This is a genomic window from Candidatus Nitrosopumilus sp. bin_68KS, from assembly GCF_054095825.1.
The window spans coordinates 39,033-57,135 of record NZ_JBSWSP010000009.1 but is presented as its reverse complement, the minus strand read 5'-3'; the positions used below and the strand labels follow the sequence as shown (position 1 = coordinate 57,135).

Annotated in this window: 35 protein-coding genes; 20 read left to right on the top strand and 15 right to left on the bottom strand. The window is 30.6% G+C overall.

Annotation, left to right across the window (positions count from 1 at the left end):
- Positions 1-52: 52 nt before the first annotated feature.
- Entirely contained in the window at positions 53-193 is a 141-nt protein-coding gene (locus ACW9W3_RS03490) for a hypothetical protein (protein WP_457764775.1), read from the top strand.
- A gap of 181 nt (positions 194-374) precedes the next feature.
- On the top strand, positions 375-635 hold the full coding sequence (locus ACW9W3_RS03485; protein WP_457764774.1) for a hypothetical protein: 261 nt from the start codon (positions 375-377) through the stop codon (positions 633-635).
- A 14-nt stretch (positions 636-649) separates the two neighbouring features.
- Here ACW9W3_RS03485 and ACW9W3_RS03480 read toward each other — a convergent pair whose 3' ends face one another.
- Positions 650-1,036, bottom strand: a complete 387-nt coding sequence (locus ACW9W3_RS03480; protein ID WP_457764773.1) for a hypothetical protein — start codon at positions 1,034-1,036, stop codon at positions 650-652.
- A 164-nt stretch (positions 1,037-1,200) separates the two neighbouring features.
- The gene (locus tag ACW9W3_RS03475) at positions 1,201-1,593 is read right to left on the bottom strand and encodes a hypothetical protein (protein WP_457764772.1); all 393 of its coding nucleotides are present in this window, start codon (positions 1,591-1,593) and stop codon (positions 1,201-1,203) included.
- A gap of 36 nt (positions 1,594-1,629) precedes the next feature.
- Between ACW9W3_RS03475 and ACW9W3_RS03470 the strand changes: the two genes are divergently transcribed.
- On the top strand, positions 1,630-1,830 hold the full coding sequence (locus tag ACW9W3_RS03470) for a hypothetical protein (protein ID WP_457764771.1): 201 nt from the start codon (positions 1,630-1,632) through the stop codon (positions 1,828-1,830).
- Here ACW9W3_RS03470 and ACW9W3_RS03465 read toward each other — a convergent pair whose 3' ends face one another.
- Both ACW9W3_RS03465 and ACW9W3_RS03460 read right to left on the bottom strand, forming a co-directional pair.
- Positions 1,831-2,049, bottom strand: a complete 219-nt coding sequence (locus tag ACW9W3_RS03465; RefSeq protein ID WP_457764770.1) for a hypothetical protein — start codon at positions 2,047-2,049, stop codon at positions 1,831-1,833.
- 58 nt (positions 2,050-2,107) lie between these two features.
- Entirely contained in the window at positions 2,108-2,533 is a 426-nt protein-coding gene (locus ACW9W3_RS03460) for a bifunctional nuclease family protein (RefSeq protein ID WP_182128700.1), read from the bottom strand.
- Between the two features lie 151 nt (positions 2,534-2,684).
- On the opposite strand from ACW9W3_RS03460, the gene ACW9W3_RS03455 reads away from it, so the two are divergent.
- Complete coding sequence (locus ACW9W3_RS03455) at positions 2,685-4,499, top strand: potassium transporter TrkG (RefSeq protein WP_457764769.1); 1,815 nt, start codon at positions 2,685-2,687, stop codon at positions 4,497-4,499.
- 113 nt (positions 4,500-4,612) lie between these two features.
- Positions 4,613-5,440, top strand: a complete 828-nt coding sequence (locus ACW9W3_RS03450) for a hypothetical protein (RefSeq protein WP_457764768.1) — start codon at positions 4,613-4,615, stop codon at positions 5,438-5,440.
- Here the strand turns inward: ACW9W3_RS03450 and ACW9W3_RS03445 are convergent.
- The gene (locus ACW9W3_RS03445) at positions 5,433-5,684 is read right to left on the bottom strand and encodes a hypothetical protein (RefSeq protein WP_457764767.1); all 252 of its coding nucleotides are present in this window, start codon (positions 5,682-5,684) and stop codon (positions 5,433-5,435) included. The two genes, ACW9W3_RS03450 and ACW9W3_RS03445, sit on opposite strands and share 8 nt — an antisense overlap.
- A gap of 2 nt (positions 5,685-5,686) precedes the next feature.
- Between ACW9W3_RS03445 and ACW9W3_RS03440 the strand changes: the two genes are divergently transcribed.
- Positions 5,687-5,995: a hypothetical protein gene (locus ACW9W3_RS03440; RefSeq protein ID WP_457764766.1), complete on the top strand. Its 309-nt coding sequence runs from the start codon at positions 5,687-5,689 to the stop codon at positions 5,993-5,995.
- A gap of 14 nt (positions 5,996-6,009) precedes the next feature.
- Complete coding sequence (locus ACW9W3_RS03435; protein WP_457764765.1) at positions 6,010-6,576, top strand: hypothetical protein; 567 nt, start codon at positions 6,010-6,012, stop codon at positions 6,574-6,576.
- On the opposite strand, the gene ACW9W3_RS03430 is transcribed toward ACW9W3_RS03435, so the two are convergent.
- Entirely contained in the window at positions 6,569-6,844 is a 276-nt protein-coding gene (locus ACW9W3_RS03430; protein WP_457764764.1) for a DUF5615 family PIN-like protein, read from the bottom strand. The genes ACW9W3_RS03435 and ACW9W3_RS03430 overlap by 8 nt on opposite strands.
- 85 nt (positions 6,845-6,929) lie before the next feature.
- On the opposite strand from ACW9W3_RS03430, the gene ACW9W3_RS03425 reads away from it, so the two are divergent.
- Together ACW9W3_RS03425 and ACW9W3_RS03420 are read left to right on the top strand one after the other, a co-directional pair.
- On the top strand, positions 6,930-7,163 hold the full coding sequence (locus ACW9W3_RS03425; RefSeq protein WP_457764763.1) for a hypothetical protein: 234 nt from the start codon (positions 6,930-6,932) through the stop codon (positions 7,161-7,163).
- Positions 7,147-7,353, top strand: a complete 207-nt coding sequence (locus ACW9W3_RS03420; protein ID WP_457764762.1) for a hypothetical protein — start codon at positions 7,147-7,149, stop codon at positions 7,351-7,353. The genes ACW9W3_RS03425 and ACW9W3_RS03420 overlap by 17 nt, the downstream gene beginning before the upstream one ends.
- Here the strand turns inward: ACW9W3_RS03420 and ACW9W3_RS03415 are convergent.
- Both ACW9W3_RS03415 and ACW9W3_RS03410 read right to left on the bottom strand, forming a co-directional pair.
- Positions 7,350-7,697 (bottom strand): hypothetical protein, encoded by a 348-nt coding sequence (locus ACW9W3_RS03415; protein ID WP_457764761.1) that lies wholly within the window; start codon positions 7,695-7,697, stop codon positions 7,350-7,352. The genes ACW9W3_RS03420 and ACW9W3_RS03415 overlap by 4 nt on opposite strands.
- Positions 7,698-7,726: 29 nt before the next feature.
- On the bottom strand, positions 7,727-8,107 hold the full coding sequence (locus ACW9W3_RS03410; RefSeq protein ID WP_457764760.1) for a DUF6659 family protein: 381 nt from the start codon (positions 8,105-8,107) through the stop codon (positions 7,727-7,729).
- A gap of 99 nt (positions 8,108-8,206) precedes the next feature.
- Between ACW9W3_RS03410 and ACW9W3_RS03405 the strand changes: the two genes are divergently transcribed.
- Positions 8,207-8,824: an O-methyltransferase gene (locus ACW9W3_RS03405; protein ID WP_457764759.1), complete on the top strand. Its 618-nt coding sequence runs from the start codon at positions 8,207-8,209 to the stop codon at positions 8,822-8,824.
- A 17-nt stretch (positions 8,825-8,841) separates the two neighbouring features.
- Here ACW9W3_RS03405 and ACW9W3_RS03400 read toward each other — a convergent pair whose 3' ends face one another.
- Positions 8,842-10,254 carry a hypothetical protein gene (locus ACW9W3_RS03400; RefSeq protein WP_457764758.1) on the bottom strand — a complete coding sequence of 471 codons (1,413 nt, stop codon included), beginning with the start codon at positions 10,252-10,254 and terminating at the stop codon, positions 8,842-8,844.
- 190 nt (positions 10,255-10,444) lie between these two features.
- Here ACW9W3_RS03400 and ACW9W3_RS03395 point away from each other — a divergent pair, with 190 nt between their 5' ends.
- Both ACW9W3_RS03395 and ACW9W3_RS03390 read left to right on the top strand, forming a co-directional pair.
- Positions 10,445-10,669, top strand: coding sequence for a hypothetical protein (locus tag ACW9W3_RS03395; protein WP_457764757.1), 225 nt, complete (start codon positions 10,445-10,447; stop codon positions 10,667-10,669).
- An 81-nt stretch (positions 10,670-10,750) separates the two neighbouring features.
- On the top strand, positions 10,751-11,176 hold the full coding sequence (locus tag ACW9W3_RS03390) for a hypothetical protein (protein WP_457764756.1): 426 nt from the start codon (positions 10,751-10,753) through the stop codon (positions 11,174-11,176).
- Positions 11,177-11,178: 2 nt separating this feature from the next.
- Here ACW9W3_RS03390 and ACW9W3_RS03385 read toward each other — a convergent pair whose 3' ends face one another.
- Genes ACW9W3_RS03385 through ACW9W3_RS03375 form a run of 3 tightly spaced genes read right to left on the bottom strand, consistent with a single transcriptional unit; the run spans position 11,179 to position 12,295 of the window.
- Positions 11,179-11,409 carry a hypothetical protein gene (locus ACW9W3_RS03385; protein ID WP_457764755.1) on the bottom strand — a complete coding sequence of 77 codons (231 nt, stop codon included), beginning with the start codon at positions 11,407-11,409 and terminating at the stop codon, positions 11,179-11,181.
- A 37-nt stretch (positions 11,410-11,446) separates the two neighbouring features.
- Positions 11,447-11,674, bottom strand: coding sequence for a hypothetical protein (locus ACW9W3_RS03380; RefSeq protein ID WP_457764754.1), 228 nt, complete (start codon positions 11,672-11,674; stop codon positions 11,447-11,449).
- A gap of 42 nt (positions 11,675-11,716) precedes the next feature.
- Positions 11,717-12,295: a hypothetical protein gene (locus ACW9W3_RS03375; RefSeq protein WP_457764753.1), complete on the bottom strand. Its 579-nt coding sequence runs from the start codon at positions 12,293-12,295 to the stop codon at positions 11,717-11,719.
- A gap of 226 nt (positions 12,296-12,521) precedes the next feature.
- On the opposite strand from ACW9W3_RS03375, the gene ACW9W3_RS03370 reads away from it, so the two are divergent.
- From ACW9W3_RS03370 to ACW9W3_RS03350, 5 genes are all read left to right on the top strand, one after another.
- A complete protein-coding gene (locus ACW9W3_RS03370; protein ID WP_457764752.1) occupies positions 12,522-13,514 on the top strand; it encodes a TackOD1 domain-containing metal-binding protein in 993 nt (330 codons plus the stop codon).
- A 72-nt stretch (positions 13,515-13,586) separates the two neighbouring features.
- Complete coding sequence (locus tag ACW9W3_RS03365) at positions 13,587-13,715, top strand: hypothetical protein (RefSeq protein ID WP_457764751.1); 129 nt, start codon at positions 13,587-13,589, stop codon at positions 13,713-13,715.
- On the top strand, positions 13,702-13,842 hold the full coding sequence (locus tag ACW9W3_RS03360; protein WP_457764750.1) for a hypothetical protein: 141 nt from the start codon (positions 13,702-13,704) through the stop codon (positions 13,840-13,842). The genes ACW9W3_RS03365 and ACW9W3_RS03360 overlap by 14 nt, the downstream gene beginning before the upstream one ends.
- Positions 13,839-14,015, top strand: coding sequence for a hypothetical protein (locus ACW9W3_RS03355; RefSeq protein ID WP_457764749.1), 177 nt, complete (start codon positions 13,839-13,841; stop codon positions 14,013-14,015). Before ACW9W3_RS03360 ends, ACW9W3_RS03355 begins: the two co-directional genes overlap by 4 nt.
- Positions 14,005-14,733, top strand: a complete 729-nt coding sequence (locus ACW9W3_RS03350; RefSeq protein WP_457764748.1) for a 3D domain-containing protein — start codon at positions 14,005-14,007, stop codon at positions 14,731-14,733. The genes ACW9W3_RS03355 and ACW9W3_RS03350 overlap by 11 nt, the downstream gene beginning before the upstream one ends.
- Before the next feature lie 37 nt (positions 14,734-14,770).
- Here the strand turns inward: ACW9W3_RS03350 and ACW9W3_RS03345 are convergent, their stop codons facing one another.
- Positions 14,771-14,959: a hypothetical protein gene (locus ACW9W3_RS03345; protein ID WP_457764747.1), complete on the bottom strand. Its 189-nt coding sequence runs from the start codon at positions 14,957-14,959 to the stop codon at positions 14,771-14,773.
- A gap of 85 nt (positions 14,960-15,044) precedes the next feature.
- Between ACW9W3_RS03345 and ACW9W3_RS03340 the strand changes: the two genes are divergently transcribed.
- Positions 15,045-15,560, top strand: coding sequence for a hypothetical protein (locus tag ACW9W3_RS03340; protein WP_457764746.1), 516 nt, complete (start codon positions 15,045-15,047; stop codon positions 15,558-15,560).
- Positions 15,561-15,734: 174 nt separating this feature from the next.
- Here ACW9W3_RS03340 and ACW9W3_RS03335 read toward each other — a convergent pair whose 3' ends face one another.
- Together ACW9W3_RS03335 and ACW9W3_RS03330 are read right to left on the bottom strand one after the other, a co-directional pair.
- Positions 15,735-15,983 carry a hypothetical protein gene (locus tag ACW9W3_RS03335; protein WP_457764745.1) on the bottom strand — a complete coding sequence of 83 codons (249 nt, stop codon included), beginning with the start codon at positions 15,981-15,983 and terminating at the stop codon, positions 15,735-15,737.
- Positions 15,984-16,048: 65 nt separating this feature from the next.
- Positions 16,049-16,339 carry a hypothetical protein gene (locus ACW9W3_RS03330; RefSeq protein WP_457764744.1) on the bottom strand — a complete coding sequence of 97 codons (291 nt, stop codon included), beginning with the start codon at positions 16,337-16,339 and terminating at the stop codon, positions 16,049-16,051.
- A gap of 236 nt (positions 16,340-16,575) precedes the next feature.
- On the opposite strand from ACW9W3_RS03330, the gene ACW9W3_RS03325 reads away from it, so the two are divergent.
- Positions 16,576-17,109, top strand: a complete 534-nt coding sequence (locus ACW9W3_RS03325) for a hypothetical protein (protein ID WP_457764743.1) — start codon at positions 16,576-16,578, stop codon at positions 17,107-17,109.
- Positions 17,093-18,097: a CRISPR-associated endonuclease Cas1 gene (gene cas1, locus ACW9W3_RS03320; RefSeq protein WP_457764742.1), complete on the top strand. Its 1,005-nt coding sequence runs from the start codon at positions 17,093-17,095 to the stop codon at positions 18,095-18,097. The genes ACW9W3_RS03325 and cas1 overlap by 17 nt, the downstream gene beginning before the upstream one ends.
- Positions 18,098-18,103 lie beyond the last annotated feature (6 nt).

Below are 18,103 nucleotides of genomic sequence, written 5' to 3'. Positions count from 1 at the left end.
ACTATAAGGAATTTAAAATGTCCCTAAAATATAATGATCAAAAAATAGATTCATGTCAAAAAGAGTTACAATTATGATCTCAGATAACATTGATAAAAAAATTCGATCGATTCAAGCAAAGAAGATCAAAGAGCAAGCGCCATCATACAGTTATTCAAAAGCAGTGAACGATATTTTAGAAAAATATCTTTAAAAAGTACAAAAATATATTTTCATCGAAAACTTTAGAATTTTGTTAATTGGTTAGATTGGGAATATACAGAATACCATTCGTTCTAATTTTGAATGATTAAAGCGGTTTGACATTCAAAATTGAATTGCTGATGCCAATTAACAATACAAACTCTTTTGTGGTCATTTATCAGTAAATCAATATGGGAAAAACTATTTTCATCAAAGAGATAATCACTATTTTAAATGAACCAAGACTTTGTCCAACATGTCAAAAAGAGGACAGATTGGAGAAAAATATTGTAAGAGAGGAAAGATCAAATGGGAAAACTATCCTATGTACTAGATGTGAAGCATTAACTGTAATAACAAATCACAATTTAAAGAAAGTAGAATTATCATCAACTAAAGATGACACAATTATGCTAAAAGAACCATATTTGATTAGAAAGGTTGGTTATTGATAATCAATTTTTATCTACATTGGTTTTCTAGTTGATGGTTTTCTAGTTGATGGTTTTCTAGTTGATGGTTTTCTAGTTGAGGTATGTATCCTTTGTGTTGCTTTTTTTGTAGGTTCCTTTCGTCCTTTAGATGGGGTCAATCGTGTAGATAGTAGTCCTTTTTTATCTTCAAGGAGTATAGAAATGATATGAAGTCTAACATTTGAAAATTCCCATTCTTTGAGATTTACATTCCTACATTCTTCTTTAATAATTAGTCCAGCTAATCCATGACTCCAAATATGACGTTTTGTATCGTAAACTTCAATTATTTTTCCATGTTTTGTAATTTTGATAGCACCGTGACATCTTTGGATAACTTGTCTTGCCACTCTTTGGTAGATTTTTTCAAAATTAACCATCAAGATTAGCACGTTGAATCATATCAAAAAGGTTCGGATTTTTTTAAATTGGATAATAATATAGCATAGAAATTACATTAAAAATTGCTGATGATTAATCAACCTTCTAAGCTATACTGATAGATGATGAGTTTGCCGAATTATGAAGCATTTTTAGAAAACAATTAGGATTGCATATCAAGAACGTTAACAGTCATAGATAGTGGCGGAGATAATGCTTCAGGGTTATCAATGCTTTCCCAAACAAAAACTTGGATATGATATACGCCAGATTCTTTAGGAATCCAGGATTGGGCAGGAGAAAAGAATTGGTTAGGAGATAAAGATCCGGTTAACCAAGATAGCGAGATTACAACATTATTGTCATTGCTTACTTGTGTAATATACGCAAAATTTTGTTGGATATCTTGATTATTCGAAATATCAGCCACAATCATAATTTGTTCATCAACAAAATGGGTTTTAATTTCAGAAGATGCTTCTGTTGTTATCGGATCTGCAAATGCAATGCCCATCCCAATCAACATGAAAGACAAGGAAAATATTAAAAATTTCATAACCAGTATTAATGAGATGTATATTTAATCTAGTTAATGGGAGAACTACCTGAAAAATATCCAGAATATTCTATAATGTACAAAACACTATCCAATCAAATTAAAGTCTTGAATAAAAGAAAAGAAAATGCCACACCAAATGAAGTAAACGAGATAGAAATAAAAATTAAAAATTACCACTCAGAATTATTAAGAATAAAGAAAATGTTCCCAGAGAATTTTTTTGGAGATATTTAGTTACTCATGAGAATGTTCATGCCCGCAATCACATTGATGATCATCACCTTTTGCAGACATTAGTTTTTGTACCATTTCATCTCGAATTTTGAGTAAATCTCCAACTTGAGCTTTTAATGAATCAGAATCCCATTTTATTTGACTGAGTTCCCTTACAACATCAATAATTTCAAGGTCAACATTTAGTAAATTATCCATTAATTGTTCTTGCTCATTCACATAATTTTACAAATTTACTATGAAAAAAACTATTCGAATCAATAGAGTATTTCAGAATTTATGCCTCCATACTTTCTTTTAATAGATTTTTTCTAACAAGAATAGGTATGTTGTAAAATGCTCCTAGGGCCATAGCATCTGAAGCACGGTAATTTCTCAATACCAGGTCTTTTTTGCCCGTAAAATACAGATTTGCTCGTAAGACCTCACCACTTTCATAGATTTTTACTTTGACTAAAACCAGTTCATTCTCTTCACAAATCTCCTCAATCATTTTGTAAATTGATGGTGCAGATTCCCCATCAGTATCACCAAAACTTGAAATGTGTCTAGCAACTTCGCCTGAAAATGCCCTCATATGAAATTCCTTTCCGCTATCAGCTTTTAGGACAACCATTCCTTCAACAGCATAGGGGTCAACGAATCCAACGTAATCAATTTTTACAGATTCATAATCAGGCTCTTGTGCTTGATCAATTTCCATCGTATTACGCATAAACTATCGGTTTAGAGCTTATAAAGATAGCAAATTTTTCAGATCAAAAATTCAAAAGGTAATTTAGAAACTATTTTTATTCGATCAGGATTTGTGCCTAACCCCAAATTATTTAAAATCAGTAGCAGTGGGTAGCTTAATGTCGGAAAATCCGGAACGGGCAGTATCATATGTTCTAAGTAAATCAGTTACAAAATACATGGACAAAGATGTTTTAATTCTCAGCATGGAAACTCAAACCAGAGAAGCAGCTAGAATGCTACGTCACTATGAAACAGATGACATTATCGTTACTGATCCAGATAACTTACCAGTTGGAATTGTTACAGACGATGATATTCTAAGAAAAGTAAGTGATGTCACAGTTTACGCAGAAGCAACTAGGCTAAAAGACATCATGACAACTCCACTCATCACAATTAATGAAAAATCAACTTTGCAAGATGCATTACACATCATGCGAGATAATGGGATTAGAAAATTACCTGTCATATCTAAGAAAAATTTTGTAATTGGAATGATCTTTCAAACAACGATTGCAAATGTGATTCGAGATGCTACGGGTACACCGCCTCGTCTTTTGAGTCCTCCTGTAAAAGCAATTTTGGGGAATCTGGGATTCGTATTGCAGTTTGCAGGAGTACTATTGCTGGTTCCGGCTATTCTTGCAACAATTTTAGAAGATACAGTAATCGCTACTGGAATTTACCTTACAACAGTTCTATTGCTCGTAACAGGGTTCTTCCTAAATTCTTATGGAGAAAAATCAAGTCTGAATCTTCAACAGGCATCGATTCTGGTATTTTGTAGTTTATTTTTGTTAACCTTGTTTGGAACAGTTCCCTATCTGTATGTATTACCAAGTCATGAAACTAGTATAGAGGCATTTTCAAATGCATTTTTTTCAAGTGCAGCAGGATTCACAACGGGAGGAATTTCATTATTTCAAGAGCCAGAGAATCTCTCCCAGAGTTTTACATTTTTCCGTAGTTATACTCAGCTAGTAGGGGGAATGAGTTTCATTTATTTGGTAATTACAGCATTTTATCCAGAGTCAAAATTACAATCAATGCGCGGTTTTATTTCAGGTCGAACATTACATATGAAAGAATTATTTCTTACAATTACAATCATATTTTCTATTTACATAGTTATTGTTGCATCGTTATTGTATGTTTTTGGAGAAAACAATATCATAGACAATTTCTCATTAGCAATGAGCACGCTTGCAACAGGTGGATTTCTACCATCATCTACAATTCTACAGGATTTAGTATGGCAAGAACATCTTATTCTGATGGGTGGAATGATTTTAGGAGCATTGCCATTTACATTTCACTATGCATTTGTTAGAAAGAAATTCTTGTCTCCAAAATTAGGAAAAGAAGTATTAACATATTTTGCAATTTTAGGTAGTGCAACTGTCTTATTCATATCAATTAGTGGATTGGATCCATTACAAAGTGCATTTTATTCAGTTTCAGCTAGCACTACTGCAGGATTACAACAAGAAAGTCTTGCAGGATTGAATGGCGGAGCACACACAATACTAATAATTTTGATGTTCATCGGCGGATGTGGTTTTTCAACAGCAGGGGGTCTAAAGATTTTTAGACTAATGCACTTGAGACACATTAGATCTTTTCTAAGTAAAGTAAAAAGAGCAGGATTACCTGTAGAAACAAAAAAAGAAATCATATCAACTTTGATCATATTAGCATTATTCCCAATAATTTCAGCAATTGCAGGACTGCATCTTGCTGAAAGTGAACAAGTGTCATATCAGGATGCATTCTTTGAAGCTGTAGGAGTCATCACTACAGGCGGATTATCAGCTGGAGTAATTGATTTAGAAACGGATCCTGCAACAAAAATTGTTTTAGGATTTTTAATGATATTTGGCAGATTAGAAATTATTGCAATAATTTACATTTTTGTGCCTAAACTTAGCTAATAGATCATTTTTGGTTACCCATATCCAAATTCAATCAATCCGGACTTTACATCAATTAAGAATTAGTGAATAAATTGGATAGAATTTAATCTCATTAATCAGAGTTAATGATAATGAAGAATCAGTTTGAAAAGAGTGTAAGTAAAGGCAAGAAACTAATCATATTAGGATTCATTACGATAGCAATACTTTTTTTGCTCTATTCAAGATATCAAGATCCAGAATTACTAACCCCAGCCGCAATTGATTCAATACAGAGAATAGCTTATGGATTTTACATTACTTTAGTTGCATCATTTGGTGCAATTGCTATTGGGTTGTATCGATATTGTAAAGGTAAGGTTTTAGGAAAACAAAAGGATCTATCAACAATAATTGCATTAACGGTATGGAATTCAAAATCACGTAAAATTTTCAGTGCAACGTTTATTGGATATGGAATATTTTTCTCACTAATATCAGGCACTCTAGTGTATCAACCAGAAGTGAATTTTGTGATTCATTATGGTGCAACAATTCCATCAGGATTCATTGCCCCATGCTGTGATGGTCCAGGCTATATGCCAAAAATTATAATATATTTGACAGAACATATAGGATTACAAATTATTCCAATAAATTTAGTCTTACAAATTATGGTTTCATATCTAGTAGGGTTAAATGCAGCAATTGCTGTTAGCGCATATAGTATTTCAAAAAAGGGGAGAGGAATGAGCACCATAGGTGCAGCTACAGGATTATTCATTGCATGTCCAACATGTGCAGGGACATTTTTATCAATATTTATTGGAACTGCAAGTGGGATTGCACTATCAATAGCATTAGCCCAAATGCAAACATTTTTCATTGCAATCTCAATTCCAGTTTTAATAATAACACCATATGTAATGGCAAAAAAATTAAAGAATTCTGATGGTAGTTGTAAAATAGACCCTATGTAAATTTCTTGACTTCAGGAATTTTATGATTACCAATATCATATCCGTCACGTCGCAGATACTTTAGTGTGAGTTTGTATAATAATTCATCATTATCTACTTTTTCTAAAATTTCAGTCCACAAAACTCTTCCATTTTCTTCAATGGATTTTTTAAAGTCAGGATTCATTGACTCAGCTATCTCTCTACATTCATCAAATGTTTTTCCATTTTTATAAGCACGAACGCGTCTATCACAACTATCCATACATGAATAATGTAAAAATTCTAAATAAACCTAGTTTGCTTGGGTTCAAACAAATAGAAGACAGAAAATTTGTGGGTATGGGAATAACATCACCCTCAGAATATGTGGATTTTTTCATAAATCTCAACATGGGTGAAAATGTTAGTTTACTGAGTTTTATCAACAATGAGAAAAACGTGCTCAAAAAAAATTTAGATTTGAAAAACATCAGCAAAGAACCAATTAAAAAAGGAATAGAAATTTTAGAACTACTAGTAAAAGAGATTAACGAGAATGGGGAAAAAGCAGTACTAGAAAAATATCAGCAATAATCCTTGGAGAAATTATGGACAAAAATTCGCAGATCATTAGAACAGAAATCATTCGAATTCTAAATGAAAATGGAAAAATTCGAGGTACCGAACTTGCCAAAAGAGTGATTAAAAAAATGGGGAATGAAAAAACAGTTTACAGAGAAATCAGCGCCCTAGTAGAAGCAGGTGAAATAGAAAAAAAAGTTGTAAGCAGATCCCATATAGAATATGAATTGATAAATTTATACGAATCAGTAAATAATCAACTCAAAAATTTACATCAAGAAATTGAAACAGTATATGAAGAAATTAAAAATTATAGCAAATTAAGAGATGAAGAGAAATTTTCATTTCATGAAAGATTAAGAGCCATCATCCACTTGATACACATTGTCCAATCAACAGATGGGATATTGAAGTTGTTATCATACTATCCTGCATTTAAAAAGGATAAGATGTTTTCACAAATTAATAGAAAGATTGGGGATTGTTGGAAATTAATTATGGAAGACATTGCACATCAACCAGAAGAGGATTTCTTAAATGAAATACTTGCAAATTTGAGAATATCACAAATGGATTCAAAAAATGTTAATTGAGATTTTTTAGTTTTTCAACAATGACTTTAAGAATTTCTTCATCATCAAGTAAGATCAACGGAAAATTATTTTCCTCACTTGCCTTACGAAATTCTGTATCTTTGGTCACTATTATCATGTCATTCTCACGAGCATAATTAATTATGGAATAGTCAGAGCCTAGTTTTTTTCCTTCCAACTGAAGTTTTCTTACACTTTGGGCATCATAACCTAAATTTTTTAATCTCTCATCCATACCATCCAAATTTTCATCAACTAGAATTTTCATAATGTTTGATTATTCAAATTCAATATTAGTGTAAACATAAAGTAGATCATCAAATACTTATTTTCAATTAAAATATCAATCTCTCATGGATGTAAAAAAAGAAGATAAATCAGAAAGATCCAGAATTGATCATATAGCATATTACAAGTCATTATCACAAATCATTTCAAATATCCAAAAAGAAAAAGAACAGGAAAGCGAACAAGCCATTAAAGATCATCTAGATAACAGAATTGACGCAATGGAAAAAGACAGAAAGCGAATAAAAGAGATGTTTCCTGAGATCGAAGAGAGTGAATGGAATGGCTACGCCAACTGAAAAAAATCACAATAAGCACCTGGACTTACTCCAAGACTACAAAATTCACCTCATAAAATACATTGAAGAACTAGAGAAATTAGACAAGGAATCAGAATTTGCAAAAAAATGGAATGAAACCGTAATTAAAGAAAGAAGATACGAAGTTCAAGTTATAGATAAAATTATTAAAAATTTAATCAGATTTTAATCATGATATTTTTGTGTCAAATCATATAGATTATTGCAAAAAGTATCAACATGTTCTAAAGAGATGCCATCAAACCATGCCAATTCCTTATCTATACTAAATTTTGTTGAGTCAAATGAGGATTTAGTAAACGCCAACTCATTACGGAATAGTTTGATAATTTCTTCTTGTTCTTTTTTTGTCAGTTCATAATTACAAGTAATCAAATCAATTTGAACATGATAGTTTTCATCATTAGGATTTATTCTTGCCTTTATGAAAGGTTTGTTTAGTTGTTGGCACTCTCTGTAATGTTTGTCATATTCAAACATTTTAGAATCACCAAGATATTTGTGAAAAGCCATAAGTTTGATAATAAGAGAAGGAATAAAATCTACAGAGCAGAAGTAATTTTCTTTATTCGTGTGATTAATCTAATTTTTGTATCAATTGGCATTTCCGGCTCCATTGTAAAATATACAATATTTCTTTTTGTATAGATAACCATTTGAGAGACTCTTTCTCGTTCTACATGAACATAACGAACTTTGCCTAGTGAACGATCAAATTCTTTTCGCATAGATCTTCTTTGGGCTACTTGCTGACAAAAGTGCTCTTCTTCTTTTTGATTTTTTAAATTAGTTTTACCAGTCTTCATGATTGCTTCTCTGATGTTACCCTTTGGATCAATTATAGCTGCAAACCTCATTTTTGGGTCCAAGTTCAATATTTTCTGAACAATGTCTAAAAGATCAGTTTTTTTTGCAGATACCATGTAAATTAAAAAATATTTTTACTAAATATAAGCTATCAAATGTTTTAGAAACAATTCACGCAGAATTATAGTTAAATTCATTTAAGAATATATTAAATCATGAAAGAATCAATTCAAAAGGTTCTCGAAGAATTAGAAATTCAATCGTCACTTGAAAAATCTCGAAAAGTCAATGTATTACCAGAAGATAGAATGCTTGCAATTACCAAAGAAACAGGAGAATTACTAAACATGATTTTACGCCTAAAAAAGGCAAAAAATATGCTTGAAATAGGCATGTCAGCAGGATATTCGACAATTTGGTGTGCAGAAGCAATTATCGAACAATCAGGAAATATCACATCAATTGAGCACAATCCATCAAAAATTAAAAGAGCCAAAACAAATTTCCTAAACGCAGAGATTCAAGATACAGTGATCATCAAAGAGGGAAATGCAATGGATATTCTAAAAAAGTTTAGTCAACAAGAAAAATACAAAGAATTTTTTGATTGTGTTTTGATTGATGCAGATAAAGAAAACATCATCGAATATTTTGATTTGATTCTCCCCATGGTTTCATTACAAGGAATAATAATTACGGACAATATGCTTTATCCAGAAAAATATAGAGACGACATGAAGAAATTTTCAGATTATTTGAGAACAAATCCGGATCTCATAACCATAACAGCAGGAATTGGGAATGGGGAAGAAATTACAATTAAACTAAAATAATTATTTTTGCTGTTTTTTTAATTTTTTGTTAAAGATTTTTTTGCGGAAGATTTAGGCTGTTTTTCAATAGATTTTAATTTTTTAGTTTTAGCATCAATTTGTTTATTGATTTTTTCTTGCTGTTTTTTTAATTTTTTGTTTTTATTTTTTATTTCGTGTTCAATTTTTTCATGCTTCTTCTTTAGAGAATCATAAATCTTTTCTTCTTTTTTAATTTGTGAAGCTAATTTGATTTGCGATTTTAATTTTTCTTTCTCTTGTTGAGTCTTTTTGGCTATAATTTCTTTTTCTTTTGAAATGTGGTTTATTAAATCAAGCCTACTTTCTTTTGCTTTGATTAATTCCTCTTCTTGTTTTTGAATCAATTTTTTTAATTTCTCAGATTCATCAAATTTTGCTTTTTCTTCATTTACTTGCAAAACAATTTCAGCATAGTCATTCTTTGTTTTTTCTAATTCTTCTTGTTTTGATTTGATCTCATGAGCAATTATGGCCTGTTCAGATAGGCGTGATTTTTGCTCTTCTGTCATTTTAGCCAATAATTTTTGCTCAGTTTTAACTTGTTTTTCAATTTCTTCCTGTTCAATTTGAGCTTGAACCAATTGTTTTTTTTGTTCTGTAAGTTCATTTGTGATTTTATTTTTTTCAGAATCAATTTGTTTTAGTATTTTCTCTCTTTCTTTTTTTACATTGATTAATTCTTCTTTTTGGAAAATAATTTCTTGAGATAGTTTTGTTTGAGATTCAATCCTTTCTCTCTCTTCTTTAATTTGTGATTCCAGAGAAGATTTTTCTTGAGTTATTTTTTGCTCATATTCTTTTCTATGACTAATCAGTTGCGTTAATTTCGAACGCTGATTACTAAGTTCATCTGAGATTTTTTCTTGCTTTTTTATTTTATCCTCTTCATGTTGAATATCAGAACTAATTTCAGAAAGTTCTTTTGATGAATTATTTGCATTCCAACCTTTAGGTAAACTTCCACGTGGATGAATTGTTGATTTTTGATCATCAGGAAATTCTTGGGAGTTAAGAGACAAGTTAGTTGTTTTAATTAATTTGGGGCGTATTTCTTGTGAATGAATAGATGAATTGAGTTTTGATTCTAAATATCGGATATCAGATTGATACAAGGATTTGTTATTTACAATCATGTCATGAATGTGTTGTAATCTTCCAGGATCACCATTACCAGAATCTATAAGATCTTTGATTCTATACAGTAATTCATTGTCTTCATTTTGAGAATCATCTTCAAGTGAAAATGATGAATTGAGTTTACTTTCCAGATAAACTTGATCTGAATGATATAATGGTTCTCTATTTTTCACATATTCTAGTATGTGGTATAATCTACCGGCATCACCATTACCAGAATCAATTAGAGATTCTATTTTTTCAATTGTTTCAGTTAGGCTTAGTTGGTTCAATTTCTTTGTCCTTTTTTATTATTTTTTATGTAATTTGGTAAAGATTACTGTTTAAAAAAAATTTACACATACATGAATTTTAGGTGATTTAGGACAGACGGGCACCGATTAATTTCAACCATATCAAAACATTACAAATATCAACACCCTGACTATTGTCGTTTATTAATTAGAATGAAATACCTTGGATATGAAAACAGGATTTCCAGTCATAATTATTGGATCAATCATGTTTGTTGCCGGCCTTGTAATGTTTTACTCAATAGAACTAGGTCAGACAGATTCCATTTTGAGATTAATTAAAAATATTGGAACATTTATTGGTCTTGCAGGAATGGGTGTTACTTTGGCAGGGATTTTACTAAACCTGATTAGTAAAAATCAACAGCCAATACAAGAAAATTTTGATGTTTAAACACTGGTGAAAATCATGAAAGGAATAAAACATATTAAAAATTTCTAAACTAAATTATATTCCAAATTCAGATTATTAGGAATGTCAGAAAAGTTTTGGGTTGGATCAATATATTTGAAAGATGAGGGAGGTTATGAAATAATCATAAAGTCATTGAAACATTATAAAAATAGATTACAAACCATTGGGAATAGTCCAGAGCTAAAAGATGCCGCTGCAATGTTTTCATCAGTTTTAAATCAACAAGCTATCAAAACAATTCCCTTAATTGATAAGACCATACTAAAAATTCAAAACAATCTATCAGATATCCATAGCATAAAAAAATTAGAAGAAGACATTCCATTTATTGAAAAAGCATTATCTTGTTACGATGCAGATATAAAAAAAGCACAAGATACAGGTCATGAATATTTTGTTAAACTCATAGGAAATATGGTCGAAGCAAGAGACGATCTAAGTATCATCAAAATAGCATTACGTAAAATAAAACAATTTTCAGAATAATTTTACAATCCCTGCAAATACCAATCTAAGTAGGGTCGTAATGCCTTGCATTGTTTCTTTTTTTCTAATTCATCATCCAATTCCAAAATCTTTTGGATTTTACCCTTAAGATAATCAGATGTCAAATTGCTTTTGAAATCAGGCATTATTTTATCTAGAATTTCAAGAATTTGGGTAGAAGATGCATGTTCAAAGTCATCAAGTGTCTTAATGATTTGTTCCTCTAGCGTCATAAGATCATTTTAAAAATCCCTTTATTATTTGATTCAACTATAGAACGTCTTCATTATCCCAAGTAAGACGAAATTTCCCAGTTACTCTAAACATCTGGAGTTTTCCACCTTTCTTAAAATTTAATTTGTAGGATTTATGTGAAGAATCTTCAATATCAAGACTCACATTATCATTTAGAGTTTGAAAAACAATCGGGTTGTTAGAAATTTGTTTCCAGTCATTTTCATCAAAATCAAGATAGAATTTAGTATATAGTAATCCCATAATTATCAGAAGATCATCCCGAATAAATAACTAGATAGGATTCTATTTATTCAATGAATTTTGAGGCAACATAAATCCCAAATAACTAACTATAGCTGGAAATATAATCTCAGAATGAGAATCATTTCGTATTATTTCAAAAACCTTGTGAATAAGTTGCTGTATTTCTAGATGTTCATCCTTGTATAATGTTTTATTTGGATTTTTAACAGCGTCCAAAATTGTAAATCCATTATCAGTTTGAAGTAGATTTCTCAGGAGCAAATTGGCGAAGTTTATTTTCTCATCAATATCTTTATGCGGATAGTCAGTATCTAGTCTCTTAATCTGAGACTTTATATCATGAAAATAATTTGTGGTGTTTCGTTCCACTTGATACTGAGATTTTGCCTCATAGTTATTTGAAGGAGAGTAAAATTTCATATTCGCTTTTGTCGTAACAACGATGATTTGTTTATCAATCAACAAATCACGGGTTTTTTCAAAGGTTGTTTTTGCCATAAATTCGGGAACAACTAATTTTATCAAAGCATTATGATGTAATTCCGGGTTTTTTCGGATAGTTTCAAAAACTATCCTTTCACGCTCGTAGGTTTTCAGATTGGGCTGATAATGACTCATTTTATCTAGGTCGACCTATATTATACAGGTCATCTATTAATCAATATCGGTCAAGACTTTACAGAGAAATCGGCCATCGATATTAAATACAAATTTAGAGAAACCAATCACCTAACACATGTGGAATTTGGTGAGAAATCATCAATATTCCACAATAATTTGTAAAATTTTTGTACGTTCAGGCCATTCAAACATCGGAATATTATCTTAAAAACTCATGGAGATTATGGGATTTTACAATTCAACTATTTTGGTTATTGAGGACAGCAAAGCAGTTCGAATTATGTTATCTCAATATATTAAAAAAATTGGGTTTACAAAAATAATTGAATCTGAAACTGGTGAAGAGGGAATACAAAAATTTAATGAATTAGTAGAGATGGAAATAACACCCATTGTATTTGTAGGATATCATTTACCAGACATAAGTGCAGCTGAAATAATTCCAAACATATTATCAAAAATGCCAATTACAAAAATTATTCTCGAGACATCAAAAGACAGACATGAAGAATCGGTTAGAAGTTTATTTTCATTAGGGATTTCACATTATATGCCAAAACCATTACGGTTTGAAAATATGAAAGAGGTAATTAGTACAATAAAAGAAGAATTTGAACTAGATGATACTATAGGAGTAGAAACAGAATTTGATAGAATTAAGGAGCATTTGAAAGCAGTTCATCGAACAAGCATAACTAGAATTTCACAAAATTGTGGGCTAGCACCAAAACAAGTTTTGACATATTTACAAAAATTAAAATCAAAAGGCGATGTAACGCAAATGAATTCAATAAGAGAAATTCTATGCTCTAATTGCAATTCAGTTAATACATCAACAATATTTTCTTGCCCAAAATGTACAAGCTCAAATTTTTCTGAAACAAGATTGATTGAACACTATGATTGTGGTTCAGTTCATCCAGATAAGATGTTTAAAGATGATATTTGCCCACAATGTCAAAAAGAAATCAAGGCATTGGGGGTAGATTATAGAATAATGTCAAATTTGTTTATCTGTAAAGATTGTGAAGAAAGATTCCCAAATCCAGACATAGATCTAAACTGCATAAAATGTGGAAATAAATTTACATTCTTTGATGGGAAATGGATAGATAGTCCAACATTCATGTGGATGAAGGAACCATTAGAATCAGAGAATGTAGATGAGTCAATCACTAATCAAGAAATCATGGATACAATTTCTAATTCAAATTAGCTGATGTTATTTTTTGTCATAGTTTATGCCCATATCCAATAAGCTTAAGTCCATAATTATTGTAAAAAATCCATGGATCTAAATGAATTACATCAAAGAGAGATAGATTCCCTTAGAGATGAGAATATAGAATTAAGAAACAAAGTAAAAAAATTAGAAGAGAAAATCAAAGAGTTGGAGAGAGAAAATGGCATCATTTGAAGATAAAATGAGAGAAAAGATGATTAAACAAAAAGAAGAATACGATAAATACAAGAAAAAAGAGGGAGATTCAGATCTACTCTTTAATGAAAAAGACAATAAGAAGAAAATAAAGGAAAAGAAATGACTGAAAATGCCACTGACGTATACTCAGAAATCGACGAAGAATTAGAATTCACTGATGAGCAAACACAGGAACTTTTGAAGTTAAATGAAAAAGAAATACAAATTTTGATTCTTTCAGAATTAAAAAAAATAACCTCACTGCTCAATCAAAGAAAAACAAAAAATGAAGATTGAAATTATTATTGCATTAATTTTGATTGGAATGATTGGAATTGGAGAAGTAATTGCAAAAGAATCAAAAATTCCTAATTGGATATTACAGGTTTATGATTTTTGGATGGAAGATAAAATTTCAGATGTAGAATTAATTTACGCAGTCAAATTTCTAAATGAAAAGAACATCTTACCATTATCACTACAGAAAGAATATGACTATAAATCAAATTTTTTATTAACTATATTACATAATGATTTTACATACAGAGAAAATTCCTGTGATGATGAATGGTATGTAACAGGTTACTTCATACCTGTTGAGTCAGATTTCCCTAGCTACAAAATTAAAATAAAAATTGATGATCAGTTGTTTTTATTTGATAAAAATTTTGTAACTTCTGTGAAAAGTGAAGGTTGGGGGAAAACAAATAATGGTAATTATTTGGGATGGTATTCAAATAAATTTCATCTAAATGAAACCCCTTTAGATAATTTTGGAAATACATTAAAAGTTGGAACAATTGCCATTGATCCATCATCATATGAATTAGGCTCTGAAATATTCATTTCATCTCTAATTGAACCATGGGATAAAATAATTTTTACTGCTAATGATGTGGGCGAATCAGTAAAGAACAAGCACATAGATGTTTTTACCGGAGAGGGTAAAGAGGCAGAAAAAGAAACCTATAGAATAACAAGTCACAATAATTTGGCATGTTTTATACTGAAATAATTTTTAGGATTTATTTAGCAAATATTTAGTTTAGAATCTAAGAATTTATGAATACTTTAGAATTTGAAACTGTTATCATTTCGGCCATTTTAACTGACATATTTTCTTTATTTGAAATATCAAGTATTTCGTCATGATGTTTGTCTTTCAAATGTTTTAAGAATTCCTCCTCTTCAATATCATTACGTTTGTAATTACAAGATGAGAAGATACAGTTGAAATTCAACGAATAGTATTCAATTTAGTCTATTTTTATCCTTTATTCCTAAAAGAAAGGTTTCTTTTAATGCCAAAAAGACCATTTAATATTATTGCAAAAGATATTTTCGATATTTGGATTTATCATAATTTTCTTTATTGGGATGATTTCATATGGGATGGCTGATTCTGAGGAAGAATATTTACAACTCAAAGGAATCTATAATGAACAAAGATGGAATCTTGAAAATGAATTCAAAGAAAAGTTCAAAGAATCTAGTTCAAAATTTCAAAAAGAAAAACAAACAGTCTATGACAAACAAGAGTCGGATCCCACATTAACTACGCAACAAATCAACCAAATGCTTCAAAATGTGTTCTCAGACTTTGTAGAAAGGCAAGAGAACATCAAGATTGAATACGAATCAAGAGTAGATGCATTAAATCAAATGTTTGAGATAAAATTTGAGCAGTTTGGAAATAAGATGTCATCGTGGATTGAAAATGTAATGGAGATGTGGAATAAGGGACAAATTTCTGACTTGGAATTTGTGAATTTCTTATCATTTGTAATTAATAATGACATAATCAAACTAGAGCAATGGATATTTTCAAAGTATAATGACTAGTCCTGTCGCATAATTCGTGACTGCGAGATCAATTATTAGAAATAGAGTCTAAATCCAAACACGCTTAAGTGAACGATAGGGAAAAATGAATAGAAATGACTAAGAAATTACCCCATGGACACAATATTGGTGGCAGCATTAAACAGAAAAGACGTAAAGAACATAAACAAAATTCTAACTAAAACCACTTTGTAATAGATGAAGTTTGGTCTTGTGTCTTCCTTTTCGGTAAATGCCAGTTGTTTCATAATCATCATTTCCCCTAATAACACGAATCCTTTTTTTGTAATGTTTGATGTGTTTGCCTACTACGTATTGCCTACACCCAGTACAGTAAATCCATTTCATACCATCATCTAAAACATAAGGAACAGTCATTACTCGTTTCTTTTCAGTTTCTTTTTTCTTACCAAATAAACCCATGATTTTTCTTAATCCAATAACTAAAAAATAAATCTATAACGCTAGTCTTATCACATAAGGTGTGATCATTTTTTTGGTAACACATTGTTGTCTTTTGGTTTATGGCATCCACAGTCATAGTAACAAATTGTACCACCACCCCTACAACCACAAAATTCACATTTTTCTTCTTTAGGTGCTGTTATTTTTAACTCAGAACTAGGTGTCGAATCATCTTTTAGTTTATGACATCCACAATCATAGTAACACATAGTATTTCCTTTGCTACAACCACAAAATTCACATTTTTCTTCATCAGTTGCCATTATTCTGAAATATCCACCAAACTCAAGTTTTTGTTTTGCATACCACTTCATATGGTGTTTAAATTACTTAAGATTGATCTAAAAGAATTTCAACAAATCAAACTCTCAAAATCTTTCTAGACACTAACACAATTTTACTCACAAAGAGGGGGCGTTCCCTTTTTACTCTTTGTCGATAAAAAGGGAAAGCCCCCCTGCTAGGCAGTAAAAGTGCGATATAACCTAAATCATAACGAAAGTTTGTTTGTTGGAAAATAATTATAACGTAACATCATAGTTTAATAATATTGGTTGAAATTTTAGGAGTTACACTTACATCAGTTTTGGTTGCAACAATTGCTGCCACTATAACTGGGATTGGTGTTGCAACAGCTTTTTTCCTTAATTGGTTGGAATTAAGAAGGAAAAATAAAGTTAGATTTGCTGAATTGATAATAGAATTTAACAAAGAATTGAATTGCCTTGAATTAGAAAGAAAAACAATCACTAGTTCAAATGAACTTGTAGCTTGGATTCACCGATATCTAAACAAACTAGAAGAAATTCCTCATTTGAATTTAAAAAAAAATATTCCTGATGACATTCCAGAATTTTTTCAATCTTGGATTAAGAGAGGATATCATGCAATGGTGTGGTTGGAAACCAAGAATTTAACATGGACTGAAAAAAAACCTACTGAAACATGGGAACACATAACAAAATGGTGTCAAAAACATAACATTGAACCTGACAATGAACCACTACCTCATTATATTCAACAATATTGTAATTTGAAGGATTCAGAAGCAGTAGTTAGTAAAACTAATGACTCTCAAAAATAAAAAAAATCACTATAACGTAAAATTTCTCAAAGGTTACGGTCACTCTATTTCAGTAAAAAATTCCAAAATAATTCTTAAATCAAATCACGATCCATTCTCTCAGCCAGAACAAGAAGAATGGTTTGTCAAAAACATGCCTTATGAGAAAATAGTTCTTTCTGGAAAAGGTTATGTCTCAACTGAAGCATTGTCTCTACTTTCTCAGAATAATCGAAATGTGATTTTATTAGATAACCATGGAAAACCTGTTACTTTCATGAATGGTGTGATGGATTCTCTTACTGCTACTAAATATCGAATGGCACAATATGATACATTTCGAAATAAAGAAAAATGTGAATGTCTGACAAAGCAAATTATTTCAGCCAAGAAAGAATCTCAACTAAAACTTCTCAAAATGATTGGTAGTGATATCACTGAACTACCAGAAAAAGAGAATGTTTCTGCTAGGAAATACTGGCTAGAATATGCCAAATTCATTCCTGAGAAATATGGGTTTAATTCAAGAAATCAATCTCATATACGCAGTAGCAAGAACAATGCAACTGACATCATCAATGCGTTACTAAACTATGGTTATTCTGTTTTGGCAGGGGAAATTAGTAAATTTGTTTGCGGCTTTGGATTGGATCCATACTATGGATTTATGCACAAATCTCACACGGGTTTTCAGCCTCTGGTGTACGACATAATAGAACCATTTCGATGGTTAGTGGAATATTCTGTTTGGAAGATTTCTAATAATCAAGACAAAAGGAGGCGAATCAAACTCAAAGAATTTGTATTTACAAAAAATGGCAGTATAGTATTAGATGATTCTTTGATAAAGCGGTTCTTGGAGAGATTAGAAAAGACGTTTCAAATGGAGCGTGAATATCAGTTCAAACATGGTAGAAAGATGGAAAATGGGATGTCAATGTGTCAAGAGATTACTATTGTGAAAATATTGATATCAAACATAGTTAAAATTACACAAAAACCATATTGAAATATT

Bases quoted from the DNA above. Each gene is read 5' to 3' on its own strand.
- ACW9W3_RS03490 (WP_457764775.1), top strand. From the start codon at position 53: ATGTCAAAAAGAGTTACAATTATGATCTCAGATAACATTGATAAAAAA.
- ACW9W3_RS03485 (WP_457764774.1), top strand. From the start codon at position 375: ATGGGAAAAACTATTTTCATCAAAGAGATAATCACTATTTTAAATGAA.
- ACW9W3_RS03480 (WP_457764773.1), bottom strand. From the start codon at position 1,036: ATGGTTAATTTTGAAAAAATCTACCAAAGAGTGGCAAGACAAGTTATC.
- ACW9W3_RS03475 (WP_457764772.1), bottom strand. From the start codon at position 1,593: ATGAAATTTTTAATATTTTCCTTGTCTTTCATGTTGATTGGGATGGGC.
- ACW9W3_RS03470 (WP_457764771.1), top strand. From the start codon at position 1,630: ATGGGAGAACTACCTGAAAAATATCCAGAATATTCTATAATGTACAAA.
- ACW9W3_RS03460 (WP_182128700.1), bottom strand. From the start codon at position 2,533: ATGGAAATTGATCAAGCACAAGAGCCTGATTATGAATCTGTAAAAATT.
- ACW9W3_RS03455 (WP_457764769.1), top strand. From the start codon at position 2,685: ATGTCGGAAAATCCGGAACGGGCAGTATCATATGTTCTAAGTAAATCA.
- ACW9W3_RS03450 (WP_457764768.1), top strand. From the start codon at position 4,613: ATGAAGAATCAGTTTGAAAAGAGTGTAAGTAAAGGCAAGAAACTAATC.
- ACW9W3_RS03445 (WP_457764767.1), bottom strand. From the start codon at position 5,684: ATGGATAGTTGTGATAGACGCGTTCGTGCTTATAAAAATGGAAAAACA.
- ACW9W3_RS03440 (WP_457764766.1), top strand. From the start codon at position 5,687: ATGAATAATGTAAAAATTCTAAATAAACCTAGTTTGCTTGGGTTCAAA.
- ACW9W3_RS03435 (WP_457764765.1), top strand. From the start codon at position 6,010: ATGGACAAAAATTCGCAGATCATTAGAACAGAAATCATTCGAATTCTA.
- ACW9W3_RS03430 (WP_457764764.1), bottom strand. From the start codon at position 6,844: ATGAAAATTCTAGTTGATGAAAATTTGGATGGTATGGATGAGAGATTA.
- ACW9W3_RS03425 (WP_457764763.1), top strand. From the start codon at position 6,930: ATGGATGTAAAAAAAGAAGATAAATCAGAAAGATCCAGAATTGATCAT.
- ACW9W3_RS03420 (WP_457764762.1), top strand. From the start codon at position 7,147: ATGGCTACGCCAACTGAAAAAAATCACAATAAGCACCTGGACTTACTC.
- ACW9W3_RS03415 (WP_457764761.1), bottom strand. From the start codon at position 7,697: ATGGCTTTTCACAAATATCTTGGTGATTCTAAAATGTTTGAATATGAC.
- ACW9W3_RS03410 (WP_457764760.1), bottom strand. From the start codon at position 8,107: ATGGTATCTGCAAAAAAAACTGATCTTTTAGACATTGTTCAGAAAATA.
- ACW9W3_RS03405 (WP_457764759.1), top strand. From the start codon at position 8,207: ATGAAAGAATCAATTCAAAAGGTTCTCGAAGAATTAGAAATTCAATCG.
- ACW9W3_RS03395 (WP_457764757.1), top strand. From the start codon at position 10,445: ATGAAAACAGGATTTCCAGTCATAATTATTGGATCAATCATGTTTGTT.
- ACW9W3_RS03390 (WP_457764756.1), top strand. From the start codon at position 10,751: ATGTCAGAAAAGTTTTGGGTTGGATCAATATATTTGAAAGATGAGGGA.
- ACW9W3_RS03385 (WP_457764755.1), bottom strand. From the start codon at position 11,409: ATGACGCTAGAGGAACAAATCATTAAGACACTTGATGACTTTGAACAT.
- ACW9W3_RS03380 (WP_457764754.1), bottom strand. From the start codon at position 11,674: ATGGGATTACTATATACTAAATTCTATCTTGATTTTGATGAAAATGAC.
- ACW9W3_RS03375 (WP_457764753.1), bottom strand. From the start codon at position 12,295: ATGAGTCATTATCAGCCCAATCTGAAAACCTACGAGCGTGAAAGGATA.
- ACW9W3_RS03370 (WP_457764752.1), top strand. From the start codon at position 12,522: ATGGGATTTTACAATTCAACTATTTTGGTTATTGAGGACAGCAAAGCA.
- ACW9W3_RS03365 (WP_457764751.1), top strand. From the start codon at position 13,587: ATGGATCTAAATGAATTACATCAAAGAGAGATAGATTCCCTTAGAGAT.
- ACW9W3_RS03360 (WP_457764750.1), top strand. From the start codon at position 13,702: ATGGCATCATTTGAAGATAAAATGAGAGAAAAGATGATTAAACAAAAA.
- ACW9W3_RS03355 (WP_457764749.1), top strand. From the start codon at position 13,839: ATGACTGAAAATGCCACTGACGTATACTCAGAAATCGACGAAGAATTA.
- ACW9W3_RS03350 (WP_457764748.1), top strand. From the start codon at position 14,005: ATGAAGATTGAAATTATTATTGCATTAATTTTGATTGGAATGATTGGA.
- ACW9W3_RS03335 (WP_457764745.1), bottom strand. From the start codon at position 15,983: ATGGGTTTATTTGGTAAGAAAAAAGAAACTGAAAAGAAACGAGTAATG.
- ACW9W3_RS03330 (WP_457764744.1), bottom strand. From the start codon at position 16,339: ATGAAGTGGTATGCAAAACAAAAACTTGAGTTTGGTGGATATTTCAGA.
- cas1 (WP_457764742.1), top strand. From the start codon at position 17,093: ATGACTCTCAAAAATAAAAAAAATCACTATAACGTAAAATTTCTCAAA.